This is a genomic window from Tardiphaga sp. 619_E2_N8_4 (assembly GCF_051810905.1).
In the GTDB taxonomy this organism is placed as follows: domain Bacteria; phylum Pseudomonadota; class Alphaproteobacteria; order Rhizobiales; family Xanthobacteraceae; genus Tardiphaga; species Tardiphaga robiniae.
This window is the reverse complement of the sequence record NZ_JBPWQJ010000001.1, coordinates 2966296-2983717: the sequence shown is the minus strand read 5'-3', so window position 1 is coordinate 2983717 and position 17422 is coordinate 2966296. Positions and strand designations below refer to the sequence as shown.

Sequence of the window (17422 nt, the reverse complement as noted above, 5' to 3'; positions counted from 1 at the left end):
TTAACTCGCAGCAACCTTCCTCTGCTCATCCGGCGCCGTTTCGCTCGCGGCAATCAGGCGCTTGAGCTCCGGAATGCACGAGCCGCAATTGGTGCCGGCCTTGAGCTTCGCGCCGATCTCCGCAGCCGTCCCCGCACCGGCTGCGATGGCATCGCAGATCGTGTTGCGGCCGACGCCGAAGCAGGCGCAGACGATGGGCCCTGCACTCGCAGCACCATCTGCGGACTTTCCAGAGAGCAGCGTACGGCGCTGGTCGTCGCTCACGGTCTCGGCCGCGAATAATTCCTTCACGGCATCCCAGGAGAGCGCCCCCTCCGTCGGGCCGATGAACAGACAGGTCTCGATCCCGTCATCCTTGAACGACACCGCGCGATACACACCTTGGCCGGCGTCTTCGTATTCAGCGGCATCATCGCCCAGCAACGGCTTCAACCAGCTCTGCCAGGTCTCGACGTCGGTATTGTCCGAGAGCAGATAACCGACGCCGCCCGTGACCGCGACGCGCGCCCATTGCACCCCGAACGGCATCTCCAGCGGACTACGCGAGAGCACGAAACCACGCTGTGCAAACACCGCAGATGCGATCGCCACCGGCGTGGCCTTGTTCTCGGGCTGACCGGAGAACGGGTCGGTGATCGGTGCGACAAGTCCACCGACACGCGCGAACCCCGCGGTCTCGTCGTTCCAGTGGATCGGCGCGAACAGCATGCCGCGCTGCTGGCGTTCGCTGACAATGACTTTCAGCACGCATTCGCCATAGTCGGTCGTCAGCCGCGCATGCCCGCCATCGACAATGGCGAACTGCGCAGCATCGTCAGGATGGATCTCGACGAAGGGCTCCGGGATATGCTGGCCGAGCCGCGGGCTGAGACCCGTGCGCGTCATCGTGTGCCACTGATCGCGAACGCGGCCAGTGTTCAAACGTAGCGGGCGCTCGATTGACACCTGCGTGCGCAGCTCCGGCGCCTCCGGCGCGATGAAACGCGCGCGCCGGTCATTGGCGTAGAATTGACCACCGGCGAAGAACCGCGCCTGCGGCTTCGTGGTGCCCTCGCGCACCGGCCATTGCACCGGGGCCATGGTGTCGAAGGCCTCATCCGAGACCTTCATCAATCCGCCGATATCGAAGTCGCGATGGCCGTTGTTCTCGAAGGCCGAAAGGGCCGCGTGCTCGCGAAAAATCTCGGCGGCCGATGTGTAGGCAAATGACGCGCCATAACCCAGGCGCTTGGCGACTTCACTCAGCGCCCACCAGTCCGGTCGCGCCTCGCCAGGCGCGCGGAGGAACGAGCGTTGCCGCGACACGCGGCGTTCGGAATTGGTCACCGTGCCGGACTTCTCGCCCCAGGCCAGTGCTGGCAGCAGCACATGCGCACCGGCATTCACAGTGTCGTTGGAGCGCACATTCTCCGACACCACGAACAGATCGAGCTTGCTCAGCGCCGCGCGCACGGCATCGGCATCCGGGAGCGACACCGCGGGATTGGTGCCCATCACCCACAACGCCTTGATCTCGCCACGGCCGATGGCTTCGAACATCTGCACAGCCTTGAGGCCTTCATGGGTGGCGATATGCGGTGCCTTCCAGAAGCGGCGCACACGGTCGATATCAACAGGCGTGAAGCCCATATGGGCTGCAAGTTGATTGGCGAGGCCGCCGACCTCGCGGCCGCCCATGGCATTCGGCTGGCCGGTCAGCGAGAACGGCGACGCGCCAGGCTTGCCGATGCGGCCGGTGGCCAGATGGCAGTTGAGGATCGCATTGACCTTGTCGGTGCCCTGTGCCGACTGATTGACGCCCTGCGAATACAGCGTGACCACACGCGGCGTCGCCTTGAACATCTGGAAGAAGGTCGCGACATCGATCTCGTCGAGTCCCGTCGCCTTTGCTGTCGCCGCCACACTGCCGGCGATGGTTCTAGCCCGCGCCAGCGCGTCGTCAAAGCCTGACGTATGCTCATCGATATAGCTGCGATCGAGCGCCCCGTTATCGGCGAGATAGGCGAACAGCCCGCTGAACAGTGCGGTATCAGTACCCGGCCTCAGGCCGAGAAACAGATCGTCATCGCCAACCGTGTCGGTGCGGCGTGGATCGATCACGACGATCCGTGCGCCCCGCGTCTGCTTGTTGGCCAGCATGCGCTGATACAGCACCGGATGGCACCAGGCGGCATTGGAGCCGACCAGCACCAGCAGATCTGCCTGGTCGAGATCCTCGTAGCACCCCGGCACCGTATCGGCGCCAAACGCACGCTTGTGGCCAGCCACGGATGAGGCCATGCAGAGCCGCGAATTGGTATCGACATTGGCGCTGCCGAGAAAACCCTTCATCAGCTTGTTGGCGACGTAGTAATCCTCGGTCAGCAGCTGGCCGGAGAGATAAAAGGCTACGGCACCGGGGCCATGTTCGGCGGCGACCTTCTGAAATCCTTCGGCGACATGATCCAGCGCATCGCTCCAGGCGACCTGCGCCATCTCGCCGTCGTCGCTGCGCATCATCGGATGCAGCAGACGCTCGTCGAGGCTCAGCGTTTCGCCGAGTGCCGATCCCTTCGAGCAGAGCCGCCCGAGATTGGCGGGATGCGCGGGATCGCCCGCAATCGCTGCGCCGCCGTTGCCGTCCGGCGTCGCCAGCACGCCGCAACCGACGCCGCAGTAAGGGCATGTGGTGCGCGTGACATGCAGATGCGGATCGACCGCGTTCATCACGCCGCCTCCGCGCGGACGGCGAGTGCGCGGCCGAACATCATCTCGGCGCGGATATCGGAAATATCAGCACCGCTGCGGATCAGTTCGAGATACCACAGCGCATCCTGCGTATCGCCGACCAGCACGGCGCCAGTGAGCGCGCCATCTGCGATCACCAGCTTCTTGTAGGTGCCGCGGCGGACATCGTTGAGCAGCAGCGTCTCGCTGCCTTCGCCCGCCATGAAGTCTCCAGCGGAGAAAACGCTGACGCCGGAGACCTTGAGATTTGTAGAGAGCACGCTGCCCGTATAGGCAGCGGCCTTGCCCGCGAGATGGCGCGCCAACACCCTGGCCTGTTCGTAGGCGGGCTCGACGAGGCCGTAGCAGGTGCCGCGATGCTCGGCGCATTCGCCGAGTGCGAAAACGTCGTCGGTGCCGGTTGCCATCTGGTCGTTGACGACAATGCCGCGATTGACCGGGATTTCCGCTTCCTTGGCGAGGGACGTGTTGGGCCGAATGCCGGCCGCAAAGATCACCGCATCGGCGTCAAGCGTGCGGCCATCGGCGAGTTCGACGCTCTCGACACAATCGTTGCCATGAATACGCGCGGTATTGGCATTGAGCAGAATCCTGACGCCCTTGCGCTCGACCAGCGTCTTCAGGAGGTTCGCTGCAGGTGCATCCAGCTGACGTTCCATCAGCCGGTCCATCAGATGGATCAGTGTGACGTCAGCACCCGCCTTGGCGAGACCATAGGCCGCTTCGAGACCCAGCAGGCCGCCACCGACCACGACGACGCGCTTCTTCTGCGCGGCGAGTTCGAGCAGCAGGTCCACGTCGCGGCTGTCGCGGAACACATGCACGCCCTTGAGATCACCACCGGGCACCGGCAGCCGCAGTGCGGATGAACCGGTGGCGATGACCAGTTTTGAGAACGGCACATGCTTGCCGGTCGATGTCGTAACCTCGCGCGCGGCCATGTCGATGGCGGTCGCCGTCGCGCCGTATTTCAGCGTGACGCCGCGGTCGCGCCACCAGACGGCGGGCTTCAGCTCGATCTCCTGGGACGTCGCCTCACCGGCCAGCACCGACGACAGCAATACGCGATTGTAGGCGAGCCGCGGTTCGTCTCCGATGACGGCGATGGCGTATCGACCGAGCGCGCATTTCGCCAGCTCGTCCACGAGCCGAGCCGCTGCCATTCCGTTACCAATGATGACCAGCGGCTCGCTCACGTCATATCCTTACTCGGCCGCCTGCGCTGTGCCGTAGGCTTCAGAAATCATGTAGCCGGACAGCGTGCCATAGGCTGCGGTCCAGGCTGCTGCGAGTTCGGGCGTCCATGCGTCGCCGAGGCCCTTCTCCAGGGTCCACAGCAGCGCACCGCCGACGATCGGATAATGTTCGGCCTTCACGCCATAGGCCACGTGCTGCTTGGCGAGTGCGCTCGCTGAAGGCAGCACGGTTTCGAGTCGCGTCAGGCCGGTGACGACGACGCCAAGCGTCGCCATCAATTTGCGGCCCTGCTCCTTCATGTCGCCGCGAAACATCGGCTTCACTTGCGGGGCAACCTCGAAGAGACGGCCGTAGAACAATTCCGCAGCCACATCGGAAATCGGCGCGACTTTCTTGAAACTATCCTGAACCAGAGCGACGTCGGACGCGTTCATGCTAACTCTCCTTGCAGTGGAAGGTGAGCTTGTGTGTCGCGCCGCGTGAGCAAATGTTCAGCGCGCGATAAAATGCGATGTGGTTCTAGTGATAGGCCGCAGAAATCATGCGCGCCGCCAGGAAATTGTAGACCTTGTGCCACGAGGCTTCGACCTCGGGCGTCCAGCGCTCGCCAAGCCCCTGCCCCAAACTCCAGAACAGTGCCTCGCCGACAGACTCGTAGTGCGCGGCCTCCACGCCATAATGCACATGGTCTTTCGCGAGCTTGCCGATCACCGACAACAGACCTGTGATGTTGTCGAGACTGCCGACGATCACCGCAAGCGTTGCGATGAACTTGTGCTTGAGCTGCGCCATGTCGCCGCGAAACAGCGGGCGCGTTTCCGGCAATGTCTCGAACAGCCGGGCATAAAACAGATCCACCATGACCGAAGAGTTCGGCCACATCTGATCGAATGACGATTGCACGCGCATGATTTCTTCGCGCGTCAGGCCTATCGAACGACTCATGATTTGCAGCTATCCGGAAAGTCTGAGCCGCATTCATTCGGTTTATCCTCGGAAGTCAAGAGGTAACAAGATGCTTACGCCGCTTCGACGAACTTGTGGCGCTCATACAGGAATTCGAGCACGCGCTTGCGGCAGTCGAGATAGACCGGGTTACTCGCCAGTTCGAGACGCTGACGCGGTCGCGCGAGCGGCACATCGAGCACTTCGCCGATGGTCGCCGATGGTCCGTTGGTCATCATCACGATGCGGTCCGACAGCAGCACGGCTTCGTCCACGTCATGCGTGATCATGACGATGGTGTTGCCGAGCTTCTGATGCAGCGCCATTACCGAGTCCTGCAAATGAGCGCGGGTCAGTGCGTCGAGCGCACCGAACGGTTCGTCGAGCAGCAGCACCTTGGGCTCCATTGCGAGCGCACGGGCAATGCCGACGCGCTGCTTCATGCCGCCGGAGATTTCCGAGGGGCGCTTGTCCTTGGCATGGGTCATCTGCACGAGATTGAGATTGTGCATTGTCCATTCGTCGCGCTCAGCGCGGGACTTGGTCTTGGCAAACACCTTGTCCACGCCAAGACGGACGTTCTGATAAACCGTCAGCCACGGCAGCAGGCTGTGGTTCTGGAACACCACGGCGCGATCGGGGCCGGGCGAATTGACTTCGCGCCCCTCGAGGATAACGCCGCCAATCGTTGCGCGCGTCAGCCCGGCGATGATGTTGAGCATCGTCGACTTTCCGCAACCGGAATGGCCGATGATGGAGACGTAATCGCCCTTGCCGAGGTTGAGGTTGATATCCTTCAGGACTTCGGACGAGACCTTGCCGCGGGTGAACACCTTGTCGACGTGATCGAGCTTCAGATATGGCGTCATGACGATGTCTCCTTAGCTGACTGAGGTGCCGTGGGTGACGAGCTTGCCCAGACCCGCGATCAAGCGGTCGAGGACGAAGCCGACGATGCCGACGTAAAACAGCGCCAGGATGATCTCGCTCATATGCGAGGAATTCCAGGCGTCCCAGATGAAGAACCCGATGCCGACGCCACCGATCAGCATTTCAGCCGCGATGATTGCGAGCCAGGACAGGCCGATACCAATGCGCAGACCGGTGAAAATATAGGGCGCAGCCGCCGGCAGCATGACCTTCCAGAAAAATTCCACCGGATTGAGCTGCACCACGGCGGCGACGTTGCGATAGTCCTGCGGAATATTCCGGATACCGACAGCCGTATTGATAATGATCGGCCAGATCGAGGTGATGAAGATCACGAAGATCGCCGACGGCTGACCGTCCCGGAAGGCCGCGAGCGCCAGCGGCAGCCAGGCCAGCGGCGGAATGGTGCGCAACACCTGGAAGATCGGATCGAGGCCACGCATCGCCCAGACCGACTGGCCAACCAGTGTGCCGAGGCCGATGCCGACCACGGCAGCGAGCGAGTAGCCGTAAGCCACACGCAGGAGACTCGCCGAGATATGCCAGAACAGCCCCTTGTCCAGACCGCCATTGTCGAAGAACGGATCGAAGATCAGTTCCTTGGTGTCCTTGTAGACCTTAGAGGGCGGCGGGAGCGTTGAGCCGGTGCGCCGGCACAAGAGCTCCCACATTACGCCAAGCAGGAGAACGACGATCAGCGGCGGGATGACCCGCGCCGCTGTCTCTTTCGCCATCTTGGCGTATCTGTCGAAACTTACGGGCTGCTTGGGAGAAAGTGCGACGCTCGCCACCGGCGGCTTCGCCAGTGCCGTTGCCGGCTCCGTCTTGATAGCTTGCATGTTCATCGCACTGTCTCCGTCATTTCAGCTAGTCCGCATCGGTCCCAAACGTGTGTCTCAGGCTTCGACGCGCTTGATGGCGAGCGACTTGAGGTAGGCTGCCGGATTTTCGGGATCGAAGACCTTGCCGTCGAAGAAGGTCTCCTTGCCGCGCGAGGTCGAAGTCGGGATTTCGGCGGCAGCGACGCCCATGGTCTTCGCCGCGTCACGCCAGATATCCTCGCGGTTGACCTTGGCGATCAGCGCCTTCGAGTCGAAGCCGGGCTCGTATTTGCCCCAGCGGATGTCCTCGGTCATGAACCAGAGGTCGTGGCTCTGGAACGGATAGGACGCGAAGTCCTTCCAGTACTTCATGATGTGCGGCGAGTTCTCGACCACCTTGCCGGTGCCGTAGTCGAACTTGCCGCGGGCGCGATCGAGGATGTCCTCGACCGGGCAGTTGATCCACTGCCGCTTGCCCATGATGGTGGCGAGCTCTTCCTTGTTCTCCATCTTGTCGGCCCATTGCTGGGCTTCCATGATGGCCATGGTGATGGCCTTCGCCGCCTTCGGGTTCTTGTCGACCCAGGCCGCGCGCATGCCGAGCGACTTCTCCGGATGCTTGTTCCAGATCTCGCCGGTGTTCACCGCGGTGTAGCCGATCTTCTGGTGCACGAGCTGGCCGGGCCACGGCTCACCGACGCAGAATGCGTCCATGGTACCGACCTTCATATTCGCCACCATCTGCGGCGGCGGCACGGTGATGGTCTCAACATCCTTGTCGGGATCGATGCCGCCGGCCGCGAGCCAGTAGCGGATCCAGAGGTCATGGGTACCGCCCGGGAAGGTCATCGCCACCTTCACCGACTTGCCCGCAGCCTTCTTCTTCTCGAACGCGGCTTTCAGCGGCGCGACATCGAGGCCGACCTTCAGATCGGCATATTCGTTGCCGACCGAAATGCACTGCGCATCGAGATTGAGACGCGCGAGGATATACATCGGCGTCGGCTGATTGTTCTGGGTGACCTTGCCGGACGAGATCAGGTACGGCATCGGCGTCAGGATATGCGCGCCATCGATGCCGCTGCCTTCGGAGCCGAGCACCATGTTGTCGCGCAGCGTGCCCCACGAGGCCTGCTTCGACACTTCCACATCGGGCATGCCGTATTTGGCGAACAGGCCCTTGTCCTTGGCAACGAACAGCGGACCGGCATCGCTTAGTGCGATGAAGCCGAGCTTGGCGCCTTTCACTTCGGGCCCGGCATCCTGCGCGAAAGCGCCGCCGGGGAAGTTCAGTCGGGCGGCCGCGAGCAAGGCAGCGGTTCCCGCGCCGGCTTTCAGAAGCTGACGGCGGCTGATCTTGCGGCCCGGCTTGTTGGTCTCTGACTTCGTCATGTGCTGCTGTCGTCCTTTCGCGCCTCGGATCGCCTGCACCGTCATTGGCCCCTCGTCACAGCGCACCTTGGGTCGAAGGCGTACGGACATAGCGGCGCGCCTGGGGGAAGCCCCATGATGGCAATGCTGGCTGGTGATTGATTGTGACGGCTACAATGGCGTCGCTAAGAACTATTCAAAGTTCGTGCCAACCGCTGCCTGATGGAAATTTCGATAAATTGCAGTCACTTACCTAAAGGCAACAAGACCAGCGCAGAGAACCACGCGCATCGAAAATTTGCGGGACGCTCATTTATTGTGCGACGCACGCGGAATAGGCAGTAAATTGTGAGGTACTATTTTGCCGACTTCGTCGGCGTGCCGGCCCGCGGATCGGTGCTATCAACCGGGTCCAATTTCTAACGAACGGACCGCTTCATGCCGACCATTTCGGTGATCACCGAACCTGCCCTCTCGTCGCTGCGGAAGGTAATCAGCACCCTGAAGGCGGCGACCGTGGTCTCCGCGGCGGCGATCCTGTCTCAGGGCAAAAGCGACCTCGACGCGAATGCGGCGGCAGCGTTCGGTCATTTCGAGGATGTCTCACGGCAACTTCATATGTTCCGAAAGAGCGTCCTTGAGGACGCGCTGATACCGACCAAAGACAACGCTGTCACTGTGGATGTCGATATCGATGCCCTCGATCGCGCCGTCGACGATATCGATCTACAGATCGCACAAACCAAAGGCGCACTCCACGCAGTCGTCGAGAGCTCTGATCGCAGCGGGCTCGAGGCCTTTGCCGAGCGCATCGGCGAACTCGGCCGCGCGCTGTTAGGTATGGTCACCCTCATCGCGCCATCGGCCGCACACGGCGATACACCGTTCCTGTTCGATCAGTTCTTCCTGGAGTCGCTGCAGGAACTCTCGCAACGCGACTGGAGCGCGACCTGATCGCAGATGGCAAACGGCCGAGATCGCTTACGCCTCGGCCTTTTCCGACATCATCGGCTGCGGCACCGTGCCCTCGCCCGGCTTCATCCGGAAATTATAGGTCATCAGATGCCACGGCCCCGTGGCAGGCTGACCATCAGGCATGAAGGCATAGCTGCGCTTCTCGACGGTGGCGATCAGATCGTCCTTCACGCCGAACACGACATCGGAGTCGAGATATTCGTCGCCCTCGATGAAGACGTGAGTGATCAGCGGTTCATAGCCGGGAGCCGCGACGAGAAAGTGCACATGCGCCGGACGCATTGGATGACGTCTCGTTTTCAGCACAAGATCTCCGGCCGGACCATCGGTCGGGATCGGATAGCTGCAGGGCAGAATGGTGCGGAAGAACAGCCGGCCATCACTGTCGGTGATGAAGCGCGCGCGCGACGAAGGGCCCTGCGTGGCATAGCTGGCTTTCTGCGAGTCGTAGAAACCGTCATCATCGGCATGCCAGATGTCAACCGGCACGCCCGTCAGCGGCTTGCCGTCGAGATCGGTGACGCGGCTCTGCACGAACATGCGCTCACCCGTGAGGCCCGCAGAGATATCAGCGCCATGCGCCATGACGGGATGCTCGCCGACATAGAACGGTCCGAGTACCGTCGTCTGTGTGGCCCCCTCACGCTCCCTGTGGTTGATGGCATCGACCAGCATCGAGACGCCCAGCACGTCAGAGAGCAAGATGAACTCCTGCCGGATCGGCGTGCATTTCTGGCCAGTGCGGGTCAGGAAGTCGATTGCCACTTCCCATTCACCGAAGGTGAGATCGGTCCTGCGAACATAGTCGTGCAATGACGTCACGAGTTCTTGCAGCAGGAATTTCGTGCGCGGATCGGACGTCTTGTCGAAACTCTGGATGACGGCCGCAGTGAGTTCAGTGTCATTGAATTGGGTCATAATTCCATCCTGAGCAACACGACGCGATTGCATCTTTAACGATACACCAAACAGAGCTTCACGTAAGCTCGCCACGCTACAAACCCATATGGACAACCGCTGATTTTCATCCATAGAAACGAGCCGCGTCCACACATCGGAGTGATGTTGCAATGCCGTCGTCCCAAAGCCTGAGCCCTTCGTCTGCGCCACCCGAACAGGTCGGCATGTCGACCATGGCGCTGGCCCGCGTCGAAGCGCATCTCAAGCAGCGCTATGTCGATGCCGGCCGCTTTCCCGGCACACAGCTTCTGGTCTATCGCCGCGGCGAAATCGTGCACAGCACAGCGCAGGGCTTTGCCGATGTGGAGCGCAAAGCCCCCGTCAAGGACGATACGATCTTCCGCATCTATTCGATGACCAAGCCAATCACGACAGTCGCCTTCATGATGCTTGTGGAGGAAGGACGTATCGCGCTCGATGAACCCGTTCATAAATATATTCCCGAATGGGCAAATCTCGGCGTATTTCAGGCCGGCGTAACGGCGCCGTTCGTGACGAAGCCACCGGCCCGTCCCATGCAGATCATCGACCTGCTGCGTCACACGTCGGGACTCACTTACGGCTTCCAGCAGCGCACCAATGTCGACGCCGCCTATCGTGCACTCAAGATCGGCGAGATCGAAAAATCCGGCACGATGACATCGATGATTTCGGATCTCGCGAAGGTCCCCCTGGAATTCTCCCCGGGGGATGCATGGAATTATTCGGTCTCGACCGACGTGATCGGCTATCTCGTCGAGAAGATCAGTGGACAACCATTCGAACAATTCCTGCAGGAACGTATCTTCGATCCGCTCGGCATGACGGATACCGGCTTCTTTGTGCCGCCCGACAAGGCGCATCGTCTCGCGGCCTGCTACGCCGCCGACGGCAAGGGCGGCTTTGTTCTTCAGGACGATCCCGCGACGAGTTCATTCCTGTCGCCGCCTAAGATGATTTCCGGCGGCGGCGGCCTATGCTCCACCGCCGCGGACTATCTCACCTTCTGTCGCGCCCTGCTCAATGGCGGTGCGCTCGGCGACGTGCGCCTGCTCGCTCCGAAGACGATCGCGCTGATGACCAACAATCATCTGCCCGGCGGGGCCTACGTCGCCGACATGTCGACGTCGATGTTCAGCGAAACGAGCTATGCCGGCGTCGGCTTCGGACTTGGATTTTCGGTGATGATGAATCCGGTCAAGACCATGATCCCCGGCAGCGCCGGTGAGTATGGATGGGGCGGCGCGGCGAGCACGGTGTTCTGGATAGACCCGGCTGAACAGCTGATCGCAATCTTCATGACGCAGCTGTTGCCATCGAGCGCTTATCCGGTTCGGCGCGAGCTGCGTACCATGATCTACTCCGCGATTACCGACAGCAATGTTTAGTAACGAACGGTATGATCAATATTGCTCAGTCGGTGCGCGCCACCGGGCACATCGCGCTCAGCACGAATCAAATGAAATTCTCTCTCAGTGAGAATTTGGAATGAAACTTCCGGTGCGCATGGGACATAGCAACAACCACCCACGGAATTGTGATATTACGTCGGTGCTACACAGGAGATCGTAAAGTGCGAAATTGCAGCTGGAAATCGCATGGAATGCTGCATGCCAGAGATTTGCAGCTTACGAATGCGAACGACTCTCAGTTATCCTGCGTGCGTCAGGCAAGTCACATGTGTATAGCATGATGACCAACTTGTACTTTCGCTTCCGCTGCAAGGCCCGTATCGATAGAAATTGAGTTCCGGTATTCGTTGGAAGTTTTGCAGGCAAATGCGAAGTAGCAACAGAATACCGCAAGGTTTTTTGTACGATTGGATGACCCTCGCGATTACGTGTCGATCAATTCGAGTATCGCGACGATTTCAGCCATCCCAATCGTCATGACGATGTGTATAACAGAGATGCCTTTGAAAGTTAGCTTTAAGGGCTCTCGGGCTAAGAAGCTCAAACAAGAAAATAAAACCAAACTCCCTTATTCAAACAAACTGAATGGTGACGAATGAAGCAACGTAGCGCCGGCAAACCCGACATTGAGATGGGCAAGAGGATCCGTCTGCGTCGTGTTGAGCAGAAAATTTCGCAGGCGGATTTGGGCGAAAAGCTGGGCGTCAGCTTCCAGCAGGTTCAGAAGTACGAAAAGGGTGTCAATCGCGTTGGCGCTGCGCGTCTTCAGCAGATTGCGACGGCGCTCGATGTGCCGGTCACCTTCTTCTACGATGGCGATGGCAAGAGCCGCGAAGTGGAGAGCTTGCTGTTCCTCGATAGCGCTTTCAGCCTCCGCTTGCTTCGTGCTTACAGCCGCATCAAGAGCCAGACGGTCCAGCGCCAGATGGTCGTCCTGATGGAAGCGATCGCCGACGAAGAGAAGTAATCGTCGCATGGCCGCCGGAGCGACCCGGCCGCTGATCGGCTCGATTTCAATCCCCCCTCGACACGAAAAGAACTCGCCGTAACCGCGGCGAGATTTTACGCATCTGCACCTAGCGGTGGCACAGTTGTTGCTGGAATATTCGTGAACCTCAGGGGGAGCGAACCATGTCTACAGCTACGATTACCGCCGTCGAACCAATCCGCAAGCCTCTCTATCAGTCGCTCTTCGTGCAGGTGCTTGTCGCCCTGCTGCTCGGCATCGTCCTTGGCATCGCCGTGCCGGACTTCGCGGTCGGCCTGAAGGTCTTCAGCGACGCGTTCCTCAAACTCATCTCCATGATTGTGGCCCCCATCGTGTTCTGTGTGGTGGTGCATGGGATCGCGGGTGCCGGCGACCTCAAGAAAGTCGGCAGGGTTGGCGTCAAGGCGCTGATCTATTTCGAGGCCATGACCACGCTGGCGCTCGTTGTCGGCCTGGTGCTGGCCTATCTGTTCGGCCCGGGCCACGGCATGAACATCAATCCGGCCTCGCTCGACGGCAAGGCACTCACGACGGTCGCCGACAACGCTCACAAGCTGCAGGGCGGCGGCATCGGCAGCTTCCTGCTCAACATCATTCCGACCACCTCGTTTGACGCTCTGGCGCGCAACGACGTCCTGCAGGTGCTGTTCTTCGCCATCCTCTTCGGCACCAGCCTGGCGCTGGTCGGCGGCGAGAAAGGCGAACGCATCTCCAGTTTCATCGAAGCCGTATCGACCGTTCTGTTCCGCGCCATGGGACTGATCGTTCGCCTCGCCCCGATCGGCGTGCTCGGCGCTGTCGCCTATACGGTCGGACGCTACGGTGTCGGATCGCTGAAGCAACTCGTCTCGCTGGTGGTGCTGTTCTATGTCTCGGTCGCGATCTTCGTCTTCGGCGTACTCGGCGGCGTGATGGCGCTGGCCGGGCTGAACATCATCAAATTCCTGAACTATCTGCGCGAAGAACTCACCATCGTGCTCGCCACCGCGTCATCGGATGCAGTGCTGCCCCAGGTCATGCGCAAACTCGAACGGCTCGGCGTCAAGGACAACGTGGTCGGCCTCGTGATCCCGACAGGCTACTCGTTCAATCTCGATGCATTCTCGATCTATCTGACGCTGGCCGTCGTGTTCATCGCGCAGGCCACGAATACACCGCTGTCTTTCGGCGATCTCATGCTGGTGCTGGGCGTCTCGCTGGTGACGTCGAAGGGCGCCCACGGCGTACCCGGCTCAGCGATCGTGATCCTTGCCGCGACGCTGAATGCCGTGCCGAGCATTCCCGCCATCGGTCTCGTGCTGGTGCTGTCGGTAGACTGGTTCATCGGCATGGCCCGCGCGCTCGGCAACCTGATCGGCAACTGCGTTGCCACCGTCGTGGTCGGTGCATGGGAAGGCGATCTCGACCATGCCAAGGCGAAGCGTGTGTTGGATGGCGAAGAGCTCGTGGACGTGACGGCCGGCTAATTGCCTTCGAGGCAAAAAAGAAGCGGCCTGAAGGCCGCTTCTCGGTGTCAGAACGAATGCTTCAACCCTACGCCGGCGTGAGGATCGCGCGGCCGACCAGCTTGCCGTCTTTCAGATCGTTCAGCGCCGCATTGGCCTTTGCGAGCGGCATCGGGCTCGTCGGGATCGGCTGCACCTTCTTGGTGCGCACCAGCTCCAGCAGCTCCTTGGTCTCGCGGAGATTGCCGACATAGCTGCCCTGGATGGTCAGCGCCTTCATGGCGATCAGCGGCAGCGCCCAGGTGGCGCCGCCACCGAACAGGCCGACCATGATCAACTTGCCGCCCTTGGAGAGCACGTCGAAGCCGAGCTGCGTCGTCGACGGAGTGCCGACCAGATCGATCACCGACAGGATCGGCTGACCGGCGGCCTTGGCAAGCTGCTCAAGCGCGTCGGGCGCATTGCCGTCCACGACCGCCAGAGCGCCGGCCTTGATCGCCGCCTCGCGCTTTCGCGCATCGATATCGACAACGATGGCGCCCTTGCCGCCCATCGCCTTCAAAAGTTCAAGCGCCATCAGGCCGAGGCCACCGGCGCCGAAGATCACGATCGGATTGCCGAGATCGCTCTCGATCTTCTTCAGCGCGCTATAGGTGGTGACGCCCGAGCAGGCGTAAGGCGCGGCGATGACCGGATCCATGCCCTTGAGGTCGATCAGGTAGCGCGGATGCGGCACCAAAAGGTGATCGGAGTAACCACCGTCGCAATGTACGCCGAGGCAGCGCGGCGCAAGACAGAGATTCTCATCACCGGCAAGACAGACCGCACATTTGCCGCAGCCGATCCATGGATAGGCCAATGCGATATCGCCAATCTTGACGCCGCCGGCTTCCTGCTGCGCATCCGGACCAAAAGCGATGACTTCGCCGACAGTCTCGTGACCCATGGTGCGCGGCAGCGTGATGCCGCGATCCTTCAGCGACAGCTTCTTGCGGCCATGACCGAGTTCATAGCCGCCTTCCCAGATGTGCAGGTCGCTATGGCAGACGCCAGCAGCCTTCACGCGGATCAGCACCTGCGTGCCGGTCGGCTGCGGGGTCTGCTCGTCGACCTCGCCGAGCGGTTCGTTGAATTCGAGAACCTTGAAGCTCTTCATTGTGTTTTCTCTCCCGGTTGAAGTTTCTTGTTATCCGTAGGATGGGTAGAAGCGAAACTTATCGCATAGAACCCGATCATGATGGGTTTCGCGACGACGCTCTACCCATCCTGCAGGGTCTCAGCCATGCGTTGCGCTTGCGCTCCTGATTGCTTCCCACACCTTGATGGGCGACAGCGGCGTATTGAGCTGCGTGATGCCCAGTGGTTGCAGCGCATCCAGCACGCCATTGACGATGCAGGGCGGACCACCGATCGCGCCGGATTCGCCGCAGCCCTTCGAGCCGATCGGGTTGGTGACGCAGGGTGCCGAACCATCCAATGTCACTGACAGAGGTGGCAGGTCACCCGCGCGCGGAATGCAGTAATCCTGATAGCTGGCTGTGATGAGCTGGCCATCCTCGTCGTAATGAACGTTCTCGAACAGCGCCTGGCCGATGCCCTGCGCCACGCCGCCGTGGATCTGGCCGGTCACCAGCATCGGATTCACCGCTACGCCGACATCGTCGACCGTGGTGTAACGAACGACATTGGTGATGCCGGTCTCCGGATCGATCTCGACCTCGCAGATATGCGTTCCGTTCGGCCAGGTCGGGCCGTCCGCCACGCCGGTGGACTCGACGCTGAGCTGTTCGCCATCTTCGGCCTTCGCGATTTCGAACAGGCCGACGCGCTTGTCGGTGCCGACGACGGTGAGGAAGCCCGCGGAATACTCGATGTCCTCCACCGAGGCTTCGAGCATGTTGGCCGCCTTCTCGCGTGCCTTGGCGATCATGTCGGCGGCCGACACCACCGCGGCAGTGCCGCCAACGAACAGCGAACGCGAACCGACACTACCCATGCCGACGATGACGTCGGTATCGCCCTGGATCACATCGATCTTGTCGATGCCGATGCCGAGGGCTTCAGAGACGAGCTGCGAATAGGCGGTCTGCAGGCCCTGCCCCATTGCCATGGTGCCGGAATGCAGGATGACGCGGCCATTGGCCGTGGCGCGCAGGCGAACCTTCTCGGTGGTGCCCGGACCGCCGGTCCATTCGATGTAGCTGGTGAGCCCGCGGCCGTAGAGCAGGCCTTTCTTCTTCGCCGCCTTCTTGCGCGCGGCGAAGCCGTCCCAATCCGACAATTCGGTGGCGCGGTCGAGCATGTGCGCGAAGGCGCCGCTGTCATAGGTCTGACCGACGGCGTTCTTGTAAGGAAACTGCGTCGGCTTGATGTAATTCACCTTGCGGATGGCGCGCGGATCCATGCCCATCTGCCGTGCGGCGGCATCCATCAGACGCTCGATGATGAAAACGGCTTCCGGACGTCCGGCACCGCGATAGGCGCCCACCGGCGCGGTGTTCGTGATGACCGCCTTGATATCGTAATGCACGTTCTGCAGGTCGTAGACGCCGGTCTGCACGAACGGCCCCAGCACCAGCGGAATGATGACAGCGGTGGCCGACATATAGGCACCAGTGCCGCCGATCGAACGGACGCGATACGCCAAGATCCGACCCTTGGCATCGAGCGCGAGTTCTGCCGTCGACGTCAGATCGCGACCATGCGTCCCGCCGACAAATTCGTCGGTACGATCGCCGCGCCAGCGGATCGTCTTGTTCAGCTTCACGGCTACATAGGCGACGACGCCGTCTTCGGGATACAGGCTCGTCTTCTGGCCGAACCCACCGCCGATATCGCCCACCACCACGCGGATCGATTCCTTCGGACGCTTGAGCACCGCGTCGGCAAGGATATCGCGGGTCGATGCCGGGGTCTGCGACTGCACGTACAGGGTCAGCTTGCCGGACTTCTTGTCGACTTCAGCGATGGTCGAGCGCGGCTCCATGGCCGATGGCACGAGACGCTGACTCACGATGTCCAGCGACACCGTATGCTTGGCAGCGGCAAAAGCAGCCTCCACCTTGGCAGGATCGCCATAGCTGGTGGCCGCGACAATATTGTCCGGCGCATCCGGCCAGACCACCGCCGCACCGGGCTTCATCGCCTCGACGGGATCGACCACCGCAGGCAGGACATCATAGCTGATGTCGATCGCTTCGGCCGCGAGCAGGGCAGCGGCGCGCGACGTGGCGACGATCGCCGCCACTGCTTCGCCGGCGAACCGCACGACCTCATGCGCGAGCAGCCGGCGCGGCGGAAAGGTCGCTGCGGAGCCGTCAGGACGCTTGAAGATCGGCAGCGTCGGCAGCGTGCCGACATCGTCGGCCACGAGATCCGCGCCGGTGTAGATCGCCTCGACACCGGGCATCGCCTTGGCGGCGGCCACGTCAATCGCGGTGATCTTCGCATGGGCATGCGGCGAGCGCAGCAGATGCAGCCACAGCGCGCCGTCTTCCGGCTTGTCGTCGATGAATTTGCCCTGCCCGGTGAGAAGTCTTTGATCTTCAAGGCGCTTGGGAGAAAGACCGGCGCCGAAGCGCAGATTGCCGGGCAGAATGTTCATCAGACGTCCTTCAATGGCGAGCCTTACGGGCGGGCTGTATGGTTTCTAGCCCAGAAAGACCGCGTGAG

14 protein-coding genes are annotated in these 17422 nt (G+C 61.3%); 4 read left to right on the top strand and 10 right to left on the bottom strand.

Going from position 1 to position 17422, the window contains the following annotated elements; all coding sequences use genetic code 11:
• The 7 genes from AB8A23_RS14180 to AB8A23_RS14150 form a co-directional block, all read right to left on the bottom strand.
• A complete protein-coding gene (locus AB8A23_RS14180; protein WP_439059391.1) occupies positions 1-2706 on the bottom strand; it encodes a molybdopterin-dependent oxidoreductase in 2706 nt (901 codons plus the stop codon).
• The gene (locus AB8A23_RS14175) at positions 2706-3923 is read right to left on the bottom strand and encodes an NAD(P)/FAD-dependent oxidoreductase (RefSeq protein ID WP_439059392.1); all 1218 of its coding nucleotides are present in this window, start codon (positions 3921-3923) and stop codon (positions 2706-2708) included. The genes AB8A23_RS14180 and AB8A23_RS14175 overlap by 1 nt, the downstream gene beginning before the upstream one ends.
• Positions 3924-3932: 9 nt before the next feature.
• Positions 3933-4358, bottom strand: coding sequence for a globin family protein (locus AB8A23_RS14170; RefSeq protein WP_439059393.1), 426 nt, complete (start codon positions 4356-4358; stop codon positions 3933-3935).
• An 85-nt stretch (positions 4359-4443) separates the two neighbouring features.
• The gene (locus AB8A23_RS14165; protein ID WP_089265244.1) at positions 4444-4869 is read right to left on the bottom strand and encodes a globin family protein; all 426 of its coding nucleotides are present in this window, start codon (positions 4867-4869) and stop codon (positions 4444-4446) included.
• Positions 4870-4943: 74 nt separating this feature from the next.
• Entirely contained in the window at positions 4944-5738 is a 795-nt protein-coding gene (locus tag AB8A23_RS14160) for an ABC transporter ATP-binding protein (protein ID WP_068735490.1), read from the bottom strand.
• Positions 5739-5750: 12 nt separating this feature from the next.
• Positions 5751-6644 (bottom strand): nitrate ABC transporter permease, encoded by an 894-nt coding sequence (gene ntrB / locus AB8A23_RS14155; RefSeq protein ID WP_320445057.1) that lies wholly within the window; start codon positions 6642-6644, stop codon positions 5751-5753.
• 51 nt (positions 6645-6695) lie between these two features.
• A complete protein-coding gene (locus AB8A23_RS14150) occupies positions 6696-8012 on the bottom strand; it encodes a CmpA/NrtA family ABC transporter substrate-binding protein (protein ID WP_439059394.1) in 1317 nt (438 codons plus the stop codon).
• Positions 8013-8429: 417 nt separating this feature from the next.
• On the opposite strand from AB8A23_RS14150, the gene AB8A23_RS14145 reads away from it, so the two are divergent.
• A complete protein-coding gene (locus tag AB8A23_RS14145; RefSeq protein WP_439059395.1) occupies positions 8430-8945 on the top strand; it encodes a hypothetical protein in 516 nt (171 codons plus the stop codon).
• Between the two features lie 27 nt (positions 8946-8972).
• Here the strand turns inward: AB8A23_RS14145 and AB8A23_RS14140 are convergent, their stop codons facing one another.
• Entirely contained in the window at positions 8973-9884 is a 912-nt protein-coding gene (locus tag AB8A23_RS14140; RefSeq protein ID WP_439059396.1) for an intradiol ring-cleavage dioxygenase, read from the bottom strand.
• 152 nt (positions 9885-10036) lie between these two features.
• Between AB8A23_RS14140 and AB8A23_RS14135 the strand changes: the two genes are divergently transcribed.
• The 3 genes from AB8A23_RS14135 (at position 10037) to AB8A23_RS14125 (ending at position 13771) form a co-directional block, all read left to right on the top strand.
• Positions 10037-11293 (top strand): serine hydrolase domain-containing protein, encoded by a 1257-nt coding sequence (locus tag AB8A23_RS14135; protein WP_439059397.1) that lies wholly within the window; start codon positions 10037-10039, stop codon positions 11291-11293.
• A 619-nt stretch (positions 11294-11912) separates the two neighbouring features.
• On the top strand, positions 11913-12284 hold the full coding sequence (locus AB8A23_RS14130) for a helix-turn-helix domain-containing protein (protein ID WP_089265251.1): 372 nt from the start codon (positions 11913-11915) through the stop codon (positions 12282-12284).
• Positions 12285-12448: 164 nt separating this feature from the next.
• A complete protein-coding gene (locus tag AB8A23_RS14125; RefSeq protein ID WP_089265252.1) occupies positions 12449-13771 on the top strand; it encodes a dicarboxylate/amino acid:cation symporter in 1323 nt (440 codons plus the stop codon).
• A gap of 67 nt (positions 13772-13838) precedes the next feature.
• Here the strand turns inward: AB8A23_RS14125 and AB8A23_RS14120 are convergent, their stop codons facing one another.
• Together AB8A23_RS14120 and AB8A23_RS14115 are read right to left on the bottom strand one after the other, a co-directional pair.
• A complete protein-coding gene (locus AB8A23_RS14120) occupies positions 13839-14906 on the bottom strand; it encodes an alcohol dehydrogenase (protein WP_439059398.1) in 1068 nt (355 codons plus the stop codon).
• 120 nt (positions 14907-15026) lie between these two features.
• The gene (locus AB8A23_RS14115; protein WP_439059399.1) at positions 15027-17354 is read right to left on the bottom strand and encodes a xanthine dehydrogenase family protein molybdopterin-binding subunit; all 2328 of its coding nucleotides are present in this window, start codon (positions 17352-17354) and stop codon (positions 15027-15029) included.
• Positions 17355-17422 lie beyond the last annotated feature (68 nt).